Origin of the sequence: Microbulbifer sp. NBRC 101763 (genome assembly GCF_040371615.1) — a bacterium.
Classification (GTDB): Bacteria; Pseudomonadota; Gammaproteobacteria; order Pseudomonadales; family Cellvibrionaceae; genus Microbulbifer; species Microbulbifer variabilis.
The window spans coordinates 427602-443905 of record NZ_BAABQV010000003.1; the positions used below are offsets into that span (position 1 = coordinate 427602).

At 52.8% G+C, this 16304-nt stretch carries 17 protein-coding genes; 12 read left to right on the forward strand and 5 right to left on the reverse strand.

Translation table 11 applies throughout. The features are described from left to right. Positions 1-29: 29 nt before the first annotated feature. Together ABWV76_RS10015 and coaBC are read right to left on the reverse strand one after the other, a co-directional pair. Positions 30-2411: a phosphomannomutase/phosphoglucomutase gene (locus ABWV76_RS10015; RefSeq protein ID WP_353375878.1), complete on the reverse strand. Its 2382-nt coding sequence runs from the start codon at positions 2409-2411 to the stop codon at positions 30-32. A 22-nt stretch (positions 2412-2433) separates the two neighbouring features. Continuing rightward, positions 2434-3642 (reverse strand): bifunctional phosphopantothenoylcysteine decarboxylase/phosphopantothenate--cysteine ligase CoaBC, encoded by a 1209-nt coding sequence (gene coaBC, locus ABWV76_RS10020; RefSeq protein WP_353375879.1) that lies wholly within the window; start codon positions 3640-3642, stop codon positions 2434-2436. Positions 3643-3793: 151 nt separating this feature from the next. Between coaBC and radC the strand changes: the two genes are divergently transcribed. From radC to ABWV76_RS10055, 7 genes are all read left to right on the forward strand, one after another. After that, positions 3794-4468, forward strand: a complete 675-nt coding sequence (radC, locus tag ABWV76_RS10025; protein ID WP_020413981.1) for a RadC family protein — start codon at positions 3794-3796, stop codon at positions 4466-4468. 215 nt (positions 4469-4683) lie between these two features. Beyond that, entirely contained in the window at positions 4684-4920 is a 237-nt protein-coding gene (gene rpmB, locus ABWV76_RS10030; protein ID WP_020413982.1) for a 50S ribosomal protein L28, read from the forward strand. A 36-nt stretch (positions 4921-4956) separates the two neighbouring features. Then, a complete protein-coding gene (gene rpmG / locus ABWV76_RS10035; protein WP_020413983.1) occupies positions 4957-5112 on the forward strand; it encodes a 50S ribosomal protein L33 in 156 nt (51 codons plus the stop codon). Between the two features lie 96 nt (positions 5113-5208). Further along, a complete protein-coding gene (gene mutM / locus ABWV76_RS10040; protein ID WP_020413984.1) occupies positions 5209-6024 on the forward strand; it encodes a bifunctional DNA-formamidopyrimidine glycosylase/DNA-(apurinic or apyrimidinic site) lyase in 816 nt (271 codons plus the stop codon). Between the two features lie 77 nt (positions 6025-6101). After that, on the forward strand, positions 6102-6254 hold the full coding sequence (locus ABWV76_RS10045; RefSeq protein WP_245556704.1) for a DUF5993 family protein: 153 nt from the start codon (positions 6102-6104) through the stop codon (positions 6252-6254). 36 nt (positions 6255-6290) lie between these two features. After that, positions 6291-6818, forward strand: a complete 528-nt coding sequence (locus tag ABWV76_RS10050; RefSeq protein ID WP_353375880.1) for a disulfide bond formation protein B — start codon at positions 6291-6293, stop codon at positions 6816-6818. Positions 6819-7009: 191 nt separating this feature from the next. Then, positions 7010-8617, forward strand: coding sequence for an amidohydrolase (locus tag ABWV76_RS10055; protein WP_353375881.1), 1608 nt, complete (start codon positions 7010-7012; stop codon positions 8615-8617). Positions 8618-8649: 32 nt separating this feature from the next. Here ABWV76_RS10055 and ggt read toward each other — a convergent pair whose 3' ends face one another. From ggt to rsmD, 3 genes are all read right to left on the reverse strand, one after another. After that, positions 8650-10368, reverse strand: coding sequence for a gamma-glutamyltransferase (gene ggt, locus ABWV76_RS10060; protein ID WP_353375882.1), 1719 nt, complete (start codon positions 10366-10368; stop codon positions 8650-8652). 62 nt (positions 10369-10430) lie between these two features. Then, positions 10431-10907, reverse strand: coding sequence for a pantetheine-phosphate adenylyltransferase (gene coaD / locus ABWV76_RS10065; RefSeq protein WP_020413988.1), 477 nt, complete (start codon positions 10905-10907; stop codon positions 10431-10433). A gap of 102 nt (positions 10908-11009) precedes the next feature. Next, a complete protein-coding gene (rsmD, locus tag ABWV76_RS10070; RefSeq protein ID WP_353375883.1) occupies positions 11010-11612 on the reverse strand; it encodes a 16S rRNA (guanine(966)-N(2))-methyltransferase RsmD in 603 nt (200 codons plus the stop codon). Between the two features lie 373 nt (positions 11613-11985). Here rsmD and ftsY point away from each other — a divergent pair, with 373 nt between their 5' ends. The 5 genes from ftsY to ABWV76_RS10095 all read left to right on the forward strand — a co-directional run bounded on the left by ftsY (position 11986) and on the right by ABWV76_RS10095 (position 16295). Next, on the forward strand, positions 11986-13014 hold the full coding sequence (gene ftsY, locus ABWV76_RS10075; protein WP_211214942.1) for a signal recognition particle-docking protein FtsY: 1029 nt from the start codon (positions 11986-11988) through the stop codon (positions 13012-13014). Positions 13015-13048: 34 nt separating this feature from the next. Continuing rightward, positions 13049-13735, forward strand: coding sequence for a cell division ATP-binding protein FtsE (gene ftsE / locus ABWV76_RS10080; RefSeq protein WP_020413991.1), 687 nt, complete (start codon positions 13049-13051; stop codon positions 13733-13735). Then, positions 13716-14729, forward strand: a complete 1014-nt coding sequence (gene ftsX, locus ABWV76_RS10085) for a permease-like cell division protein FtsX (protein WP_353375884.1) — start codon at positions 13716-13718, stop codon at positions 14727-14729. The genes ftsE and ftsX overlap by 20 nt, the downstream gene beginning before the upstream one ends. A gap of 222 nt (positions 14730-14951) precedes the next feature. Then, on the forward strand, positions 14952-15806 hold the full coding sequence (gene rpoH, locus ABWV76_RS10090; protein ID WP_020413993.1) for an RNA polymerase sigma factor RpoH: 855 nt from the start codon (positions 14952-14954) through the stop codon (positions 15804-15806). A gap of 111 nt (positions 15807-15917) precedes the next feature. Then, positions 15918-16295 (forward strand): DUF423 domain-containing protein, encoded by a 378-nt coding sequence (locus ABWV76_RS10095; protein WP_020413994.1) that lies wholly within the window; start codon positions 15918-15920, stop codon positions 16293-16295. Positions 16296-16304 lie beyond the last annotated feature (9 nt).

Below are 16304 nucleotides of genomic sequence, written 5' to 3' on the forward strand. Positions count from 1 at the left end.
CGCAGTATATTCAGGTCAATTTATACTCGTCAGTCGAGAAGCTGCCAGTTAGGCACGGTAATAGTGGGATCGATTTTTTTGAGCTGATCCATAACCTGTTTGCGAATACGTTCTAGAGCCTCTTCATTTTCAGCTTCAAAACGAAGGGTTAAAACGCTAGTAGTATTGGAGGCCCGCACCAGTCCCCAGCCATCGTTGAACTCTATTCGCAAGCCATCGATAGTATTGACGTCCGCACCGGTAAAGCCCCCTTGCTCGCGTAACTTTTCAATCAGGGCAAATTTTTCCTGCTCCGCCACAGGTAACAGGATTTCTGGGGTACTTTGCATTTTGGGTAGGGTGTCCAGCAACTCGTCGAGGCTCTGTTCACGTAGTGCCATAATTTCCAGGATGCGCGCAGCCGCGTAAATACCATCATCAAAGCCAAACCAACGATCCTTGATGAAAATATGCCCGGATAATTCGCCACCAAGAATGGCTTTGGTTTCCAGCATTTTGGTTTTCATCGGGGCATGGCCTGTTTTCCACATTACCGGTCGGCCTCCATATTGGCTGACCAATTGCGCCAGGCTGCGACTGCTTTTCACATCAAAGACAATGCTTTCACCGGGGTGCCTGCCGAGAATATCCCTGGCTAACAACATAACCAGTTGGTCGGCCCAGGCGATACATCCACTGCTGGATACCAGGGTAACCCGATCGCCGTCGCCATCGAGAGCCACGCCCAAGTCCGCTCCGGCCTCAGCGACTTTATCTATCAGAGCCTGGAGGTTTTCCGGGCGCGAAGGATCTGGCGGGTGGTTGGGGAAGTTCCCATCCACTTCGCAGAATATTGGTGTTACTGCACAGCCCAGTTGCTCGAACAGGCGCGGGGCCAGTAGGGAAGTAGCGCCGTTGCCCGCGTCCACTACTAGGTGAGGCTGCCCGGCGAGCGCTACATTGTTGAAGATCTCATCGATATACTTGTCTTTGATATCCTGCTCGCGGTTACTGCCTTCTCCATCCTTGAAAGGGCCCTTTTTCATTAGCTGGTAAAGCCCCTGGAGCTTCTCCTCGGCCAGAGGGCGGCCCTTGAGTATAATCTTGAATCCATTGTATTCGGCGGGGTTGTGGCTGGCGGTTACTATAACTCCACTGGTGGTGTTCTTGCCTTTTGCGCAAGCGTAATAGAGTAAAGGTGATGGGACCAAGCCCAGGTCAACACTGTTACAGCCGGTATCGAGAATACCTTCCATCAGACAATTACTGAGCAGTTCACTGCTATTTCGGCCATCGCGTCCCACAAGCAGAATATGCTCCCCTGCGTGTAGGGCTAGGGTACCGAGAGCGCGCCCAAGCTGGTATGCGAAAGGCTCGTTGATCTCATCGCCGGCAATACCGCGAATGTCGTATGCGCGAAATACGTGCGCGGGAAACTCGGTGCCCAGAGAGGAGTGCGGCTTGTTCACTTCTTTAGGGGTATTTTCTGCATGGCTTTGCTCGGTGGCCTGTGGAGCGATACTGGGGGCCGCGGCCAGGCTCTGGGGCAGGGAACCATCCTGCTGTGGGGCCTCACCCTCTATTTCTCCAAGTTTACTCGTCCTCTCGCTGTCTTTTGTGTTTCTTTGGCTGCGTTCCCAGGGAGCGCGAGTGTCTTGTGGAAGAAAGCGTATCAATAGCAGCAGTGTAACCAGCAGGCCGGCACCGGCACCGAGATAAATCCAAAGCGTCGACAGGCTGTATTGTTCGGTGAATGTAGTGGAAGGGCTAAATTTCACATGCAGATAACTTCCCTGAATATCCACAGTGGAGGTATAGCTCCCACCCTGCCCGCTGCTCCATAGAGTTTGTGCAGCCCCATCGGGAAATTTCTGGGTGAGCTGAATTTGTCCCTGACCCTTATCAAGGTCATCCAGAGTGCTTTCTATTACGGTAAAGGGTTGGCTTACCAGCAGTTGCTCGCTACTTAGGTTGATGACGTTGTGTAATTGCCAGCTGTTATCGGAGCCTGTGCGCAGTATTTCCAGGGGTTGCTGTGCGTCCAATCGGGTTCGTTTGAGCAGATCTACCAGGGCGAAATTGAGACTCGGGTCTGAGCCGGCTCCGACCTGAATCTGCGCGCTGCTAAATACCTGCACCCTCGATTGCTCTGGCAGTTCGGCAGTATTGAGAAGAGTGGCAGCCGGCGTCTGTAACGCACTGATTTTTTGCAGGCGCCGAGAACGCTCGATCAGTTGCTGTTGAATTACCTGAGCTAATGTTTCTCCCTGTTTTTCAGCCGCCTTGGCCACCTGGGAACGGTTATGGGGTTTGACCAGATGTTCAATGATTAAATAGGCTCCACAGAGCCAGGCTACTGCGGCCAGTAGGGAAGGTAGTAGTAGTCCTTTGTGCAATGCTGAATTGCGTTGACTGTTGTTCTTGGAAACCACAGATATTCCTGTCCGAGATTTTTTACTGTTGTGCCTTGGTGGCAATTATTTCTATAAGCTGCCTGGCCAGATCGGTCTTCAAGGCTGGCGGTAGAGTATCGCTGCCATTTCGATCTATCACTGTGACCGCGTTGTGGTCGCTGTTAAAACCGCTATCTGCGCGGCTTACATCATTGGCAATTATCATATCTAGATTTTTTCGCTGCAGCTTACTCAGTGCATACTGCTCCACCTGTTGGGTCTCTGCGGCAAAGCCAACCGTAAATGGGCGTCGTTCCACGCGTGCAGCGATACCGGCAACGATATCGGGGTTTTTAATCAGGGCAATAGAGCTTTCATCATGGTCTTCCTGCTTCTTGATTTTTTGCTCGGCGGCGGCGGCTGGACGAAAATCTGCAACAGCGGCAGCGCTGATAAAGATGTCACAGAGGTCCGCTGCGCGCTCGGCAGCAGCGCGCATTTCTCGTGCGTCGACAACGTCGACGCGCTTAACATGGGCCGGAGTGGCCAAGTTTACCGGCCCGGCAATCAATGTTACCTGGGCGCCGGCCTGTTGAGCGGCCTTGGCTAGTGCGAACCCCATTTTGCCGGAACTGTGGTTGCTCAGATAGCGTACCGGGTCCAGTGCTTCGCGGGTTGGACCAGCGGTGATGACTACGTTTTTGCCTTGCAGGCAGTCGCTACTGCCGAACATAGTTTCCGCCTGTAGTACTAACTCTGCGGGCTCGAGCATGCGCCCCGGCCCTACATCTCCACAGGCTTGACTGCCGGCCGCTGGACCCCATAAGTGAACTCCGCGGTCGCGCAGAGTTTTTGCATTGGCTGTTGTAGCGGGGTGGCGCCACATGGCCTGATTCATTGCGGGTGCTAGCGCCAGGGGTGCCTCACTGGCCAGGCACAGGGTGTTGAGCAGATCATCGGCCATGCCGCAGGTGAGTTTCGCCATCACCTGGGCGCTTGCGGGTGCAATCAGGATTAGCTCGGCCCACTTGGCCAGCTCAATATGCCCCATGGCTGCTTCAGCGGCAGGGTCCAACAGGTCAGAGTGAACAGGGTTGCTAGACAGAGCCTGGAAAGTCAGGGGCTGCACAAATTTTTGGGCTCCGGCAGTCATAACCACCCTTACCTCGGCACCGCGATCTTTCAGACGGCGTACCAGGTCGGCGCTTTTGTATGCGGCGATACCGCCACTGATACCCAAAAGAATGCGTTTATTGGTAAGGGGGGACATAGATACAGTTTCCGAATATATGCGAGCGGGTTAGATTAGCATTTCTGCGTCCGTACTTATAAGGCGGAGAATAGACACGAAAATCGCGTTTGGGGTGAGTTGGTGAGAGGGTTCACAGAAAAAGGCTGCCAGGAAAGGCTGGGAAGTGGATATGAAAATCAAGGATTGGCCGGAGGCTGAAAGGCCTCGGGAGAAGTTGTTGGCGCGAGGTGCCGCAGCGTTGTCGGACGCGGAGTTGTTGGCCATATTCCTGCGTGTGGGTTTGCCAGGGGTTTCGGCGGTGGACTTGGCACGCAGTCTACTGACTGAGTTCGGCGGTCTACGAGCGCTGCTAGAAGTGGATAGGGACCAGTTTTGTCGCGCGCGCGGATTGGGGGATGCCAAGTTTGTCCAGCTGCAAGCGGCGCTGGAAATGGCAAGGCGCCATTTGGCGGAGACTGTGAGCCAAGGGAGCGCACTGTGCAGCCCGGCTGCAGTGCGAGACTATTTAGCGATGCAGCTGCGCCACCGCCGACGGGAAGTATTCTGCTGCCTGTACCTGGATACCCAGCATCGTGTGATTGCTTTTGAGGAGCTGTTTGAGGGAACGCTCAATGCTGCCAGTGTCTATCCCCGTGAGGTGGTACAGACGGCTCTGCATCGCAATGCGGCAGCGCTAATCCTGGCGCACAATCACCCCTCTGGCATCTGTGAGCCCAGCCAAGCGGACATATGGATCACTGAGCGCTTGGTACAGGCCTTGGAGCTGGTCGATATTAAAGTTCTAGATCACTTAATCGTTGGTGAGGACAAGGCTTTATCCTTTGCCGAGCAGGGGCTTCTGTAAAGATGCCGTGATCGGCGCAGAACTGCTGTACAAAACTTGCTCCCTACGGGCTCTTTTGGTATAAAACGCCGCTCTTTGCGGCCGGGCCAGATTCTGCACAGGTTCCGCCGCCATCCAGGAACCGGATTAGAATCCCGATTTTTATGTTCCCGCACTACCTTTTCCTCTTCAGGATTGGCGCTATGCGGGCACAAGCGTTTTGAAGAGGCCAACAGATGTCCAAGGTATGTCAGGTAACCGGTAAGCGTCCGGTCACCGGAAACAATGTATCCCACGCTAAGAACCGCACCAAGCGTCGCTTCGTGCCAAATCTGCACAGTCACCGTTTCTGGGTTGAGTCCGAGAAGCGTTTCGTGAAACTGCGTGTTTCCGCAAAAGGCATGCGCGTTATCGATAAGAAAGGTATCGACGCTGTCCTGACTGAGCTGCGCGCCCGCGGCGAAAAAGTGTAACAGCTGTAACCCAGCTAATAGATTGGAGATAGAGCAATGCGTGAGAAGATTCGTCTGAATTCCAGCGCCGGTACTGGCCACTTCTACACCACTACCAAGAACAAGCGCAACATGCCCGAGAAGATGGAGATCAAAAAGTACGATCCCGTTGTACGTAAGCATGTGATGTACAAGGAAGGCAAAATTAAGTAATTGCCTACCGCTACTGTACAGAAAGCCCGGTTTTAACCGGGCTTTTTTGTGCGTTGTGGAAATTGAGCAGCCAGTTTAGACAGGGTATTCCAGACGATGCCAGAGCTCCCGGAAGTAGAAACCACCCTCAGAGGTCTGAAACCTCACTTGGAGGGGCACAAAATTCGCTCCGCAAAGGTGCGTCAGCACCAATTGCGCTGGACTGTGGACGCAGACTTTGAACGTCGTATCCGAAATGCCCGAATACTGAAGCTGGAGCGCCGGGCTAAGTACCTACTGGTGCATACTGACAAAGGCTGCGCTATCTGGCACCTAGGGATGTCTGGCAGTCTGCGTATGGTTGAGCCTGCACTGGCACCGGAAAAGCATGATCATATCGACTGGCGCCTGGATAGCGGTCTCACACTGCGTTACCGCGACCCTCGCCGTTTTGGTGCCCTATTGTGGACGGCGGCGGACCCACTGACTCATGATTTGCTCAGCCACCTGGGTCCCGAGCCTCTCTCAGAAGAATTTTGTGGTGACTATTTGTTTGAAGCTTCGCGAAAGCGTAAGCAGTCGGTTAAAACCTTCATTATGGATGGCCGTATCGTTGTGGGGGTGGGCAATATTTACGCTAGTGAATCCCTATACCTAGCGGGGGTTCGCCCCGACCGACAGGCCGGTTCCATCTCCAAAGCCCGATACCAGCGCATGGCCAAATCCATAAAGCAGGTTCTGAGTCAGGCAATCGCCCAGGGCGGAACGACCTTGCGGGATTTCATTGGGGGCGATGGAAAGCCGGGCTATTTCGCCCAGCAGCTCAATGTTTATGGCCGTGCAGGTGAGCCTTGTCCCTCGTGTGGACGAGCGGTGCGGGACATGGTTTTGGGCCAGAGAAACACTTTCTTCTGTTCCAGCTGCCAGCGTTAATTTGCAGTAAATCTGGGGAACTGTCTACGGCAATACTAATATCAAGCTATCGCCGTCTACGGAGATAGTCCGTGGTAATGTTATTGCCATTTATCACCACCTTACTGTCAGCATGGTACATCTGGAGTGGACACCCGCGGGCGGCAATTGGCTGGTGGCTCGTGACCTTGGCAATTTATCTTGCCTGGTTCACATATCATTGGACTACTAAGCTACACCTTTCCTTCTAAGAATAGGCCTCAAAGGGGCTCGCCATGGTGTATACGGTGCGAAGGTTCGACGCCCTGCTTCTGTTACTGATTACAGTGGCATTGTGGTTTGCTTTCCTCGTGGAGCTGTTTTTCCATCAGCCACCCTGCCCTCTATGCTTACTGCAGAGGGTGGCTTTTACTATGGTGGGTATTGGACTGCTGATGAACCTGCGCTTTGGTGTGCGACCTGTACATTATGGAATGGTCATACTATCAGGGCTTGCCGGTTTAGCTGTGGCTGGGCGACAAGTGCTACTGCATATCCTTCCTGGCAACCCGGGCTTTGGTGAAGCTTTCTTTGGCCTGCACCTTTATACCTGGTCAGCTGTTGCCTTTTTCGGGCTTCTAGCTTATTCAGGGGTTGCCATGATGCTAGGATTTTCCCAGCGCAATTTTGCGCCACGTCGTTTCAGTTTTGTGGAAAAATCTGTTGCCACTGCTTTTTTTACCATCGTCATGGTTAATCTGATAGGCGTTTTTCTTGAGTGCGGCCTGGGGCCCTGTACCAGTGGCTCTTTTGGCTATCACTGGTTGTGGACTTAAGCTTGCTCATAAAAGCTTCTCCTTTTCTACAATTACGACAGTGCCATGGGTTATATGTGCTGGACTGGCTGTTACATTTACCTATAAAAGACAGTTGCATATATTTCAAAAAAATATTTTCGAGCCGCTTATTTTTAAAGCCAATTACTTTCCGTGGATTGACTGGGGTGCCTCTGAAAAAGGAAGCTCGTATGAAGCGTTTGGTTTTGATTTTATATTGTTTTTCTTTGCTGTCCTGCGGTGAAGCTATTCCACAGAATAGTTCCAGCCTAGTTCCTGCTCAGCTGATTTTGGAAAATGCTTATATCTATACACTGGATAAATCCCGTTCCGTTGCCTCGGCCATGGTTATCAGGGATGGGTATATTGTTTACATTGGCGATGAACAGGGTGCAAAAAAATACATTGGGCCAGATACAAAGGTTGAGAACCTACAGGGAAAACTGATCTTACCAGGGTTTATTCAGGGAGCAAAAATTGCCGGATCGGCATTTGGCATTGATTTGCACGCGGGAAATACGGTTGATGATTACCGGCGGGCGGTAGAAGTTTATATCCAGGAAAACCCGGATCAACAGGTTGTGGTTGGTTCAGGATGGCGCCCACAAGCATTTTCAGACCATAAAATTCATAAAGAAATTCTCGATCAAATAAATGATTTAATTCCTATTATTCTGGTTTCTGCTGACGGAACGAGTATCTGGACAAATTCCGAAGGGCTCGCTGCCGCCGGTATTGATAACGATACGAAAAATCCACTAAATGGATTTATTGCTAAAAATGAGGATGGTATCGCAATAGGCTTATTGCGTGGCCGAGGTGCGACAGAACTATTGCAGAAATTGATCCCAGATAAGCGTTCGACAGATTACCATAAGGATATTTTACGTATAAATAGTCTGGCCCCCAGTTGGGGTGTGACAACACTTTATGAGATCAATACCCCTTTGGTTAGCGGTGGAAAATTAATGACGATTCTGGATAAATTTTCAGATCTAGAACCATTGGACTTGCGGGTAAGAAGCTCATTTACTGTTTTGCCTGATATGACAGCAGCACAGTTTAGGACGCTACAGGCTCTTACCAAACGGTATTCCGGTGAAGATTTTCGTATAGGTTCTGTCAGTATCAGTACCCCTGTCTCTCCGAATGCAGTTGGCCATAGTTCAGAAACTGGAAAATTACCGGCAATAATACAGCTAGTAGAGCGAGCAAATATTCATAATTTCCCTGTACAACTTTACGTGCATAATCGCGTTGGCACTGAGTTGGCTTTAGGAGTTCTCTTGCAGCTGGGAGATATGGCCAAAAAAAGAAACCCGCGTAACAGTATCTTCAATGCCACGATTGCCGATGCCGATGAATTACAGAAATTTGCAAAGGGTAAAATTGTAGCGGTAGTTCATCCGAGCAAAATTCCGCTACAGAAAAAAAATTTTAATGTAGAAAATGGTAAACATTTTTTTCCGGAAGGCGTTACTTTGGTTTCTGGGTATGTATTGTCTTCAGGTAGGGAGAGTAGTCCACTGTTTGGGATTCAATCCGGGGTAGAGCGCAATATCCCCCTGGAGGTGATGCTTGAGACTTTTACTATAAATGGAGCCTATGCCCATGGGCTGGAATCGGAAACAGGCAGTCTGGAAAAGGATAAGTGGGCGGATTTTATTGTGCTGGATCGTAATCTATTCCAGATTCCTGTAAGTGAAATCCACAAAGCCAATATCCTGCGGACTTATTACAAGGGGCGGCTGGTTTATGAATTTGGTAGCGATAAATTGCCCAATGAAAAAAGCCCCTGATGTGCAGAGGCTTTTAAGTATCCCACCTGAGATCAGTGCCCCAGGGCGCTCCCCTCACGACGGGGGTCAGCGCCGCCATGGAGTTTTTTATCCTTTAGGGCAATGGCATGAATGCCGCTATTGAGATTGCGCTCGACTACCTGATGTCCGCGTGCCTTCAGCTTTTCTACAGTTTCACTGCTGAAAAACCCCGGTTCCAGTTCCACGCGCCGGCCGATAGCGCCAATATTACCGGCGGCGATAGCGTCTGCGATCGGCATATTCAGACCCAAATGATAGAGAATGGTCCGAGCTGTATAGTCGATGATGCGGGATCCTCCGGGGGAGCCAACCAGCAGGCGCATACTGCCGTCCTTGTTGAATACGATAGTGGGTGACATGGATGAACGGGGTCTTTTTTCGGCTTGGATACGGTTGGCTACCAGATTCCCATCGGCATCCCTTGGCGTGAAGGAAAAGTCGGTTAATTGGTTGTTCAGCAGAAATCCCTTCACCAGTAAACGTGATCCAAACCCCGTCTCGATGCTGGTCGTCATACTGACACCATTGCCGTAGCGGTCCACCACTACCAGATGACTGGTGTTGGGCATCTCCGGTGACTGGGCCATTGTGCGCTTGCTAGTACCGGCCGAGGGATTGCCTGGCTTGGCGGTGTTGGCGCTATCTGGGTCAATCAAGGCAGCGCGACTGCTTAGGTAGTCGGGAGAGACCAGGGGCTTGCTCGGCACACTGACAAAATCCGCATCGGCGGAGTAGGTATTGCGGTCGGCAAATGCCAGCTCGGAGGCTTCAATAAACAGGTGGGTGAGAAGGTCGTCGCCAGCCTCCATCTTGTCCAGCGGAAACTGCTGCAGCATGCCCAATATTCCACCCACAGTGGTACCCCCTGAGGAGGGAGCATCGGCACCACAGACGCGATATTCGAGGAATAGTGAGCATAAGGGCTCACGCTGCTTGGCTTTATAGGTAGCCATATCTTCCAGGCTGAGCAGACCGGGGTTTTCCGGGTCGTTATTTACTGCCTCTACAATAGCCTTGGCTATTTCGCCATGATAAAACGCATCTGAGCCACCTTTGGCAATCATTCGCAATGTCTGGGCGTAATCATGGTTCTTCAGCTTGTGCCCCACAGGCAGAGGCTTTCCATCATTGTCGAAGAAGTAGTTGGCGATAGCCGGCCTGGCGGCAACGCTCGGAAGCCTGAGCAGGAGCTGGTGCAGACGAGGGGAAATCTCAAATCCGTTTTCGGCTAAGTCGATAGCGGGCTGGAACAGGGATTCCCATGGGAGTTTGCCATCGCGCTTGTGTGCCATTTCCAGCATGCGGATAACGCCGGGTACACCTACTGAGTAGCCACCAATAACCGCTCGGATAAATGAGCGGGGCTTACCCTCGTGCATAAAGTAATGTTCATCGACTGCAGCGGGCGCTGTCTCGCGACCATCGTAGTATTGGAGTTCTTTGTCGTCGGCGTCATAACTGAGCATGAAGGCACCGCCACCAATACCTGATGACTGAGGCTCCACAAGCCCCAATACCATTTGTGCGGCTATAGCAGCATCCACAGCGGTACCTCCTTGGGCGAGAACCTGCTCAGCTGCGCGACTGGCATGTGGATTGGCGGTAACCGCCATATAGGTGTTGGCTGTGGCCGACTTGATCGCACTGCGACCGGTATCGATCTCCGGTTGCGGCTCGTCGGCTATTGCTGGGGTCATTAAGACGGCAAAGGCGAGGAGAAGGTAGCGCACAACACACTCCGCGGATTGTGGAAAAATCCGCTTGAGTGTACCAGAAATAACCAGGTCCGGGCTTAGCGGAATTTCTCCTGGAGTGCGCTCTGTACTGCCGGTGGAACAAACTTGGTGACATCACCGTTCAAAGAGGCAATTTCTCTCACCAGAGATGAGGAAATGTAGGAAAGATGTTCCGCCGGTGTCAGGAACAGGCTTTCCATATTCGGCGCCAGCTGCCGGTTCATATTTGCCAGCTGGAACTCGTATTCGAAGTCGGATACTGCACGCAGGCCACGTAGTACGCCGTAGGCATCTACTTGGCGAACTAGGTCGGCCAGCAGAATATCAAAGCCGATAACTTCCACATTGGGCAGGTGGCCGAGTACCTTCTGGGACAGCTCTACCCTCTCATCCAAAGTGAACAAGGGGTTTTTGCGACTGCTGGCGGCCACAGCAACGATAACGTGGTCAAACAGGCGGCAGGCCCGTTCCACCAGGTCTAGATGGCCATTGGTGATTGGATCAAACGTTCCGGGATAGACGACTTTTTTCATACGCCAAGGCTTTTAGTGCGGGCCGAAAGGGATGCGAATGGTAAACAATTTACGGCTAAGGCTCAAAACCGAATGCATTCATATAATTTCGCTGGCTCCTCGCTATTCAGTTGGGCGTTGTTTAGTGCTGCTATCGCTATATAGACGCATACAAACCTGCCCAGCACGTTTTTCTTTGATTAATTGCCAGTTTGGCAATACTGGGGGAGGCGTGTTGCGAGGGGTTTCAATATATATCAATGCCTCCGCAGATAGATGGCCCTCAAGGGCGCTCAAGCTCTCCTGCCACAGGTCTTTGGCAAACGGCGGGTCAATAAAGACAATATCGTATTGCTTATCACTACTCGCAAGGAAATCGGCTGCCTCGCAGTTATACACCTGGGCTCTCTGTGCGCCCAGCAACTGCAGTTGCTGCTTGAGGGTGCGTGCCGCATGGGGATTCAGCTCGACAAAATCCACTGAGGCAGCGCCGCGGGACAAGGCCTCCAGGCCAAGGGCTCCGGAACCGGCGAATAGATCCAGGCAGTGAGCGGTTGGCAGATAAAACTGCAGCCAGTTGAATAGGGTTTCACGCAGTCGATCGCCCGTGGGCCTCAGTCCCTCTACTGGTGCGAACTGCAGTTTGCGTCCGCGCCACAGCCCTCCGATGATGCGAAGTTGGGAAAGAGGTTGTGGGGTGGGCTTGCGTGATGAACTTCTGGCCAAGGGAACTCTCTACTGGGGGCTTAGCGATGCTAAGATTAGCGTCTTTCTGCAAGCGGTACACCCGGATACACGAATGATCTTTGATTTCCTGCGTAAAAAGAAAAAGCGCAAACCTGAACAAAGCGAGTCCCAGCAGGAGCAAGCGGAAGTTGCTGCTGCTTCTGGGGAGCTTTCCAGTGAGCAAGAGTCCTCAGGCCATAAAGAGCCTTCGACTTCGGAAACCGGTGCTCAACTAGCGGGATATGTGTCTCCCCCAGTTGAAGAAAAGCCTACCGCTGTAGGGCGAGAGGAACCTGTCACAGCTCCCGAACAATCAACTGCGGAACAAAAGCCCGCAGAAGTCACGGAGAAAAAAGCTGAAGTTGAACCCAAGCTGCAGCAGGTTGTTGCGGAGCAAGTAGCCGCTGTCGAGCGGGTACCAGAACCGGTAGCGAAACCTGCACAGGTTCAGGAAAAACCTGTTGAGAAAAAGAAAGAGGGCTTTTTTGCTCGCATTCGCCGTGGACTCAGCCGTACCAGCAACCAGTTCGTTGAGGGAATGGGCAATCTGTTTCTTGGTGCCAAGGAAATCGATGAGGATTTACTTGAAGAGCTGGAAACCCAGTTGCTGATGGCAGATGTGGGTGTTGAGGCTACCAGTGAGATTGTTGAGCGCCTGACTGAGCGCGTGTCCCGTCGCGAGCTTGCCGATGGTGATGCCCTGTACCAAGCCCTGCAGCAGGAGCTGGCGGAACTGCTTGAGAGTGTCGATGCGCCGCTGATGATTGATACTGGCAAGAAGCCGTATGTGATTCTGGTGGTGGGAGTTAATGGTGTTGGCAAGACCACGACCATCGGTAAGTTGGCGCATCGCTTTCTCGGTGAGGGTAAGTCGGTCATGCTCGCCGCAGGCGATACCTTCCGCGCTGCTGCTGTGGAGCAGTTGCAGGTTTGGGGCCAGCGCCACGATGTCCCAGTTGTCGCTCAACATACCGGTGCAGACAGCGCATCAGTTATCTTTGATGCGGTCCAGTCAGCTCAGGCCCGCGGCATCGATGTAGTTATTGCAGACACTGCCGGCCGGTTGCATACCAAATCTAACTTGATGGATGAGCTGGCCAAGGTGCGCCGGGTGATGGGCAAACTGGACCCCAGTGCTCCCCATGAAGTGCTGTTGGTACTCGATGCCGGTACGGGCCAGAATGCAATCAATCAGGCCTCCCAATTCCGTGAGGCGGCCGGTGTTACCGGGCTGGTTCTCACCAAATTAGATGGCACGGCCAAAGGTGGGGTGATATTTGCCCTGGCACGCCGTTTCGGCATCCCGGTACGCTTTATCGGTGTGGGGGAACAGGCGGAAGATCTTCAGCCTTTCCGGGCACGTGAGTTCGTTTCGGCATTGTTTGGCCGCGATACCGCCTGACTTTCCTCACAGGGAATAACAAGAATTAGAAACCGTGATCACCTTTGACAATGTGAACAAGCGTTATGCATCGGGGCAAGATGCTCTGGTGCGTATCAGCCTGGAAATTCCCCGCGGGGATATGGTGTTCCTCACCGGTCACTCCGGTGCAGGCAAAAGTACCCTACTGAGATTGGTTACTGCTATAGAGCGCCCCACCAAGGGGACTATCCTAGTTGCCGGGCAAAACCTCAATCGACTGCGTAATAGTCAGGTTCCCTACTATCGCCGCAACCTGGGCATCGTATTCCAAAACCACCAACTTCTCTTTGATCGCAGTGTGTTTGACAATATTGCCCTGCCCCTATCAGTTGCCGGTTGTAATAGGCGCGAACTGGGCCGCCGGGTACGCGCTGCGCTGGACAAGGTGGGCCTCCTGCACAAGGAAAAGCAAAACCCCATTATGTTGTCTGGTGGTGAACAGCAGCGTGTTGGCATAGCCCGCGCCGTAGTGAACAAACCAGCCATCCTGGTAGCCGATGAGCCGACCGGTAACCTTGATCCGCAACTATCCCAGGAAATTATGCAGTTGTTCGCGGATTTTAATGCAGTGGGCGTTACTGTAATGGTGGCGAGTCACGACCTGGAATTGATCGCACGAATGCGTCGGCGAGTATTGACGCTGCAGGCTGGCCAGTTGATTTATGACGGAGTTCCGAGCCGTGAAGCAAACCCAGTCTAGGTCACAGCGCCAGAGTCCCAGTGCTGAAAAACGTACACGCAGCACCGGGGCAGTAGCAGCCCGTACCGATTTTGGCGATTTGTGGCGCAGCTGGCTCGGCCATCATAGAGAGGTGGCGCTGGAATCCCTACGGCGTTTTTTTGCTACCCCCATGGCTAGCATCATGACTGCACTGGTGATAGCGATAGCTTTAGCCCTACCTGCTGCCCTGCAACTGGGGCTAGCGAATTTTCAGCGCGCCGTAGCTGGTTGGGATGGACAACCGCAAATTTCAGTTTTCCTGCATAAGGGTGCGCGGGACGCTGCTGTGGAATCTTTTGCTGCAAAACTGCGCAGCGATCCGGCAGTAGCCGAAGTGACTTATATCTCCCCGGAAGAGGCCCTGGCTGAGTTTGAGCAGGCATCGGGGCTCGGTGATGTGCTGGCGGGACTCGATGCGAACCCTCTACCAGCGGTATTGCTATTGCGCCCACGGGATACCCAGGACAATGACAAGTTGCAGATATTGGTGGCGAACTTGCAGCAACAGACTCTGACTGATTCCGTGGTGTTAGATTTAGCTTGGGTGCAGCGTCTTACCCAGCTTACTGAGCTGGGGCAGCGCCTCTCCGCTGGGCTTGCGGTCCTGTTGGCACTGGGGGTGATCCTGGTGGTAGTCAATACCATTCGTCTACATATCGAGAGCCGCCGCGAGGAGATTCTGGTGGCAAAGCTGGTGGGCGGTACCAATGCCTTTGTGCGCAGGCCCTTTCTCTACAGCGGGCTCTGCTATGGTTTTTGTGGCGGGTTGTTGGCCTGGTTGCTGTTACTGGGTGGCGTACTGCTGTTGTCGGGGCCAATTGCAGGCCTCTCTTCCAGTTATGGAAGTAACTACGCTCTGGCAGGCCCTGGATTCAGCTACTTTTTAGGGCTGACCGCTGGCGCTGCCCTCTTGGGATTGTTGGGTGCCTGGCTGGCGGCAACCCGGCATATTCGGGCTATCGAACCCACTTGACTGGTTAGTTCCATAAAGAATCGTAAAGCTGTTGCAGCAGTGGGAACCCCAGGGGTTGTTCGGCCCTCTAATTGCCCGAAATACAGCGGAATACGGCAATTGGCGGCGGACTTTCTTATCCGCCTGTGCAAGTGCTACACTGAGCCCAGCTTGTCGCCGGAAACAGTATTCGACGACAGCGGCCGGTGAGCCGGTCGACTAATAAAGAGAGGAGAAACCTGAATGGGAACCAGCCTACAGCCAGTGCATACGCTGTCTCCGGGCGCCAACCTGGGAGCTTATATCCAGACGGTCAGTAGCTTTGATGTACTGACTGCCGAAGAGGAAAAGCGCCTGGCAGAAGACCTCTACTATCGTGAAGATATTAATGCCGCTCGCCAGCTGGTGATGTCCCACCTGCGCTTTGTAGTGCATATTGCCAAATCCTACTCCGGTTATGGCCTTAATCAGGCCGATCTGGTTCAGGAAGGTAATGTTGGCCTGATGAAAGCCGTCAAGCGCTTTAACCCTGAAAAGGGTGTGCGCCTGGTTTCGTTCGCGGTTCACTGGATCAAAGCCGAGATCCACGAATTTATCCTGCGCAATTGGCGTATTGTGAAGATCGCCACCACCAAGGCGCAGCGCAAGCTCTTCTTTAACCTGCGTGGCCAAAAGAAGAAATTGGCTTGGCTCAGCAATGATGAAGCCAAGGCTGTGGCAAAAGACTTAAACGTGGATGTTGCCCAGGTCCATGAGATGGAAGGCCGTCTCGCTGCTTATGATGCCGCATTCGATGCAGGTGTAGATGACGATGACGATACTGCCTGGCAGGCACCGGCGCATTACCTGGAAGATCGCAGTTTCGACCCAGCCGCCCAGCTGGAGCGTGATAACTGGCAGGAAACCAACCTCAGTAGCCTCGCCCATGCTATGGAGCAACTGGATGAGCGCAGCCGCGATATTATCCAGGCACGCTGGTTGAGTGAGGAGAAGTCCACGCTGCATGAATTGGCTGACAAGTATGGTGTTTCCGCTGAGCGTATCCGCCAGCTGGAAAAGAATGCCATGAAGAAAGTGCGGGCGGCCATGGAGGCCTGAACCCGTATCTTTGTCATTCGGTAGAAAACCGCGCAGTTGCGCGGTTTTTTTATTTCCGTATTTATCGATTTCCTGAGTCTAACCAGGAAGGAAACTGTTGAGGGATAAATAATGGCAAAACTTTACCTGGTGCTCGCCGCACTGTTCGGCGCCAGCGGTGTTGCCCTGGGTGCCTTCGGCGCCCACGGCCTGCGCGATAAGGTGACAGAGAACCTATTGGAGGCCTACAAGACTGGAGTGCAGTACCAGATGCTCCATGCCTTGGCATTGCTTGGCGTGGCTCTGTTAATCCAGAACAGGGGTGTGCACTTGTCACTCACCCTGAGCGGAGCTTTCTTTGTATTTGGCGTAGTGTTTTTTTCCGGCAGTCTCTACGCCCTCGCCCTTGGAGGGCCGCGGTGGCTGGGGCCTGTCACACCAGTTGGTGGGACCCTGATGATTGCCGGTTGGATTGCATTGTTAATTGCCGCTGCAAATTTCTCCAAATAATCGGGACCA

What these genes read in the sequence shown, in the direction of transcription:
- ABWV76_RS10055 (WP_353375881.1), top strand. Translation starts at nt 7,010, where the DNA reads ATGAAGCGTTTGGTTTTGATTTTATATTGTTTTTCTTTGCTGTCCTGC.
- rpmB (WP_020413982.1), top strand. Translation starts at nt 4,684, where the DNA reads ATGTCCAAGGTATGTCAGGTAACCGGTAAGCGTCCGGTCACCGGAAAC.
- rpoH (WP_020413993.1), top strand. Translation starts at nt 14,952, where the DNA reads ATGGGAACCAGCCTACAGCCAGTGCATACGCTGTCTCCGGGCGCCAAC.
- radC (WP_020413981.1), top strand. Translation starts at nt 3,794, where the DNA reads ATGAAAATCAAGGATTGGCCGGAGGCTGAAAGGCCTCGGGAGAAGTTG.
- ABWV76_RS10045 (WP_245556704.1), top strand. Translation starts at nt 6,102, where the DNA reads ATGTTATTGCCATTTATCACCACCTTACTGTCAGCATGGTACATCTGG.
- coaBC (WP_353375879.1), bottom strand. Translation starts at nt 3,642, where the DNA reads ATGTCCCCCCTTACCAATAAACGCATTCTTTTGGGTATCAGTGGCGGT.
- ABWV76_RS10095 (WP_020413994.1), top strand. Translation starts at nt 15,918, where the DNA reads ATGGCAAAACTTTACCTGGTGCTCGCCGCACTGTTCGGCGCCAGCGGT.
- mutM (WP_020413984.1), top strand. Translation starts at nt 5,209, where the DNA reads ATGCCAGAGCTCCCGGAAGTAGAAACCACCCTCAGAGGTCTGAAACCT.
- coaD (WP_020413988.1), bottom strand. Translation starts at nt 10,907, where the DNA reads ATGAAAAAAGTCGTCTATCCCGGAACGTTTGATCCAATCACCAATGGC.
- rpmG (WP_020413983.1), top strand. Translation starts at nt 4,957, where the DNA reads ATGCGTGAGAAGATTCGTCTGAATTCCAGCGCCGGTACTGGCCACTTC.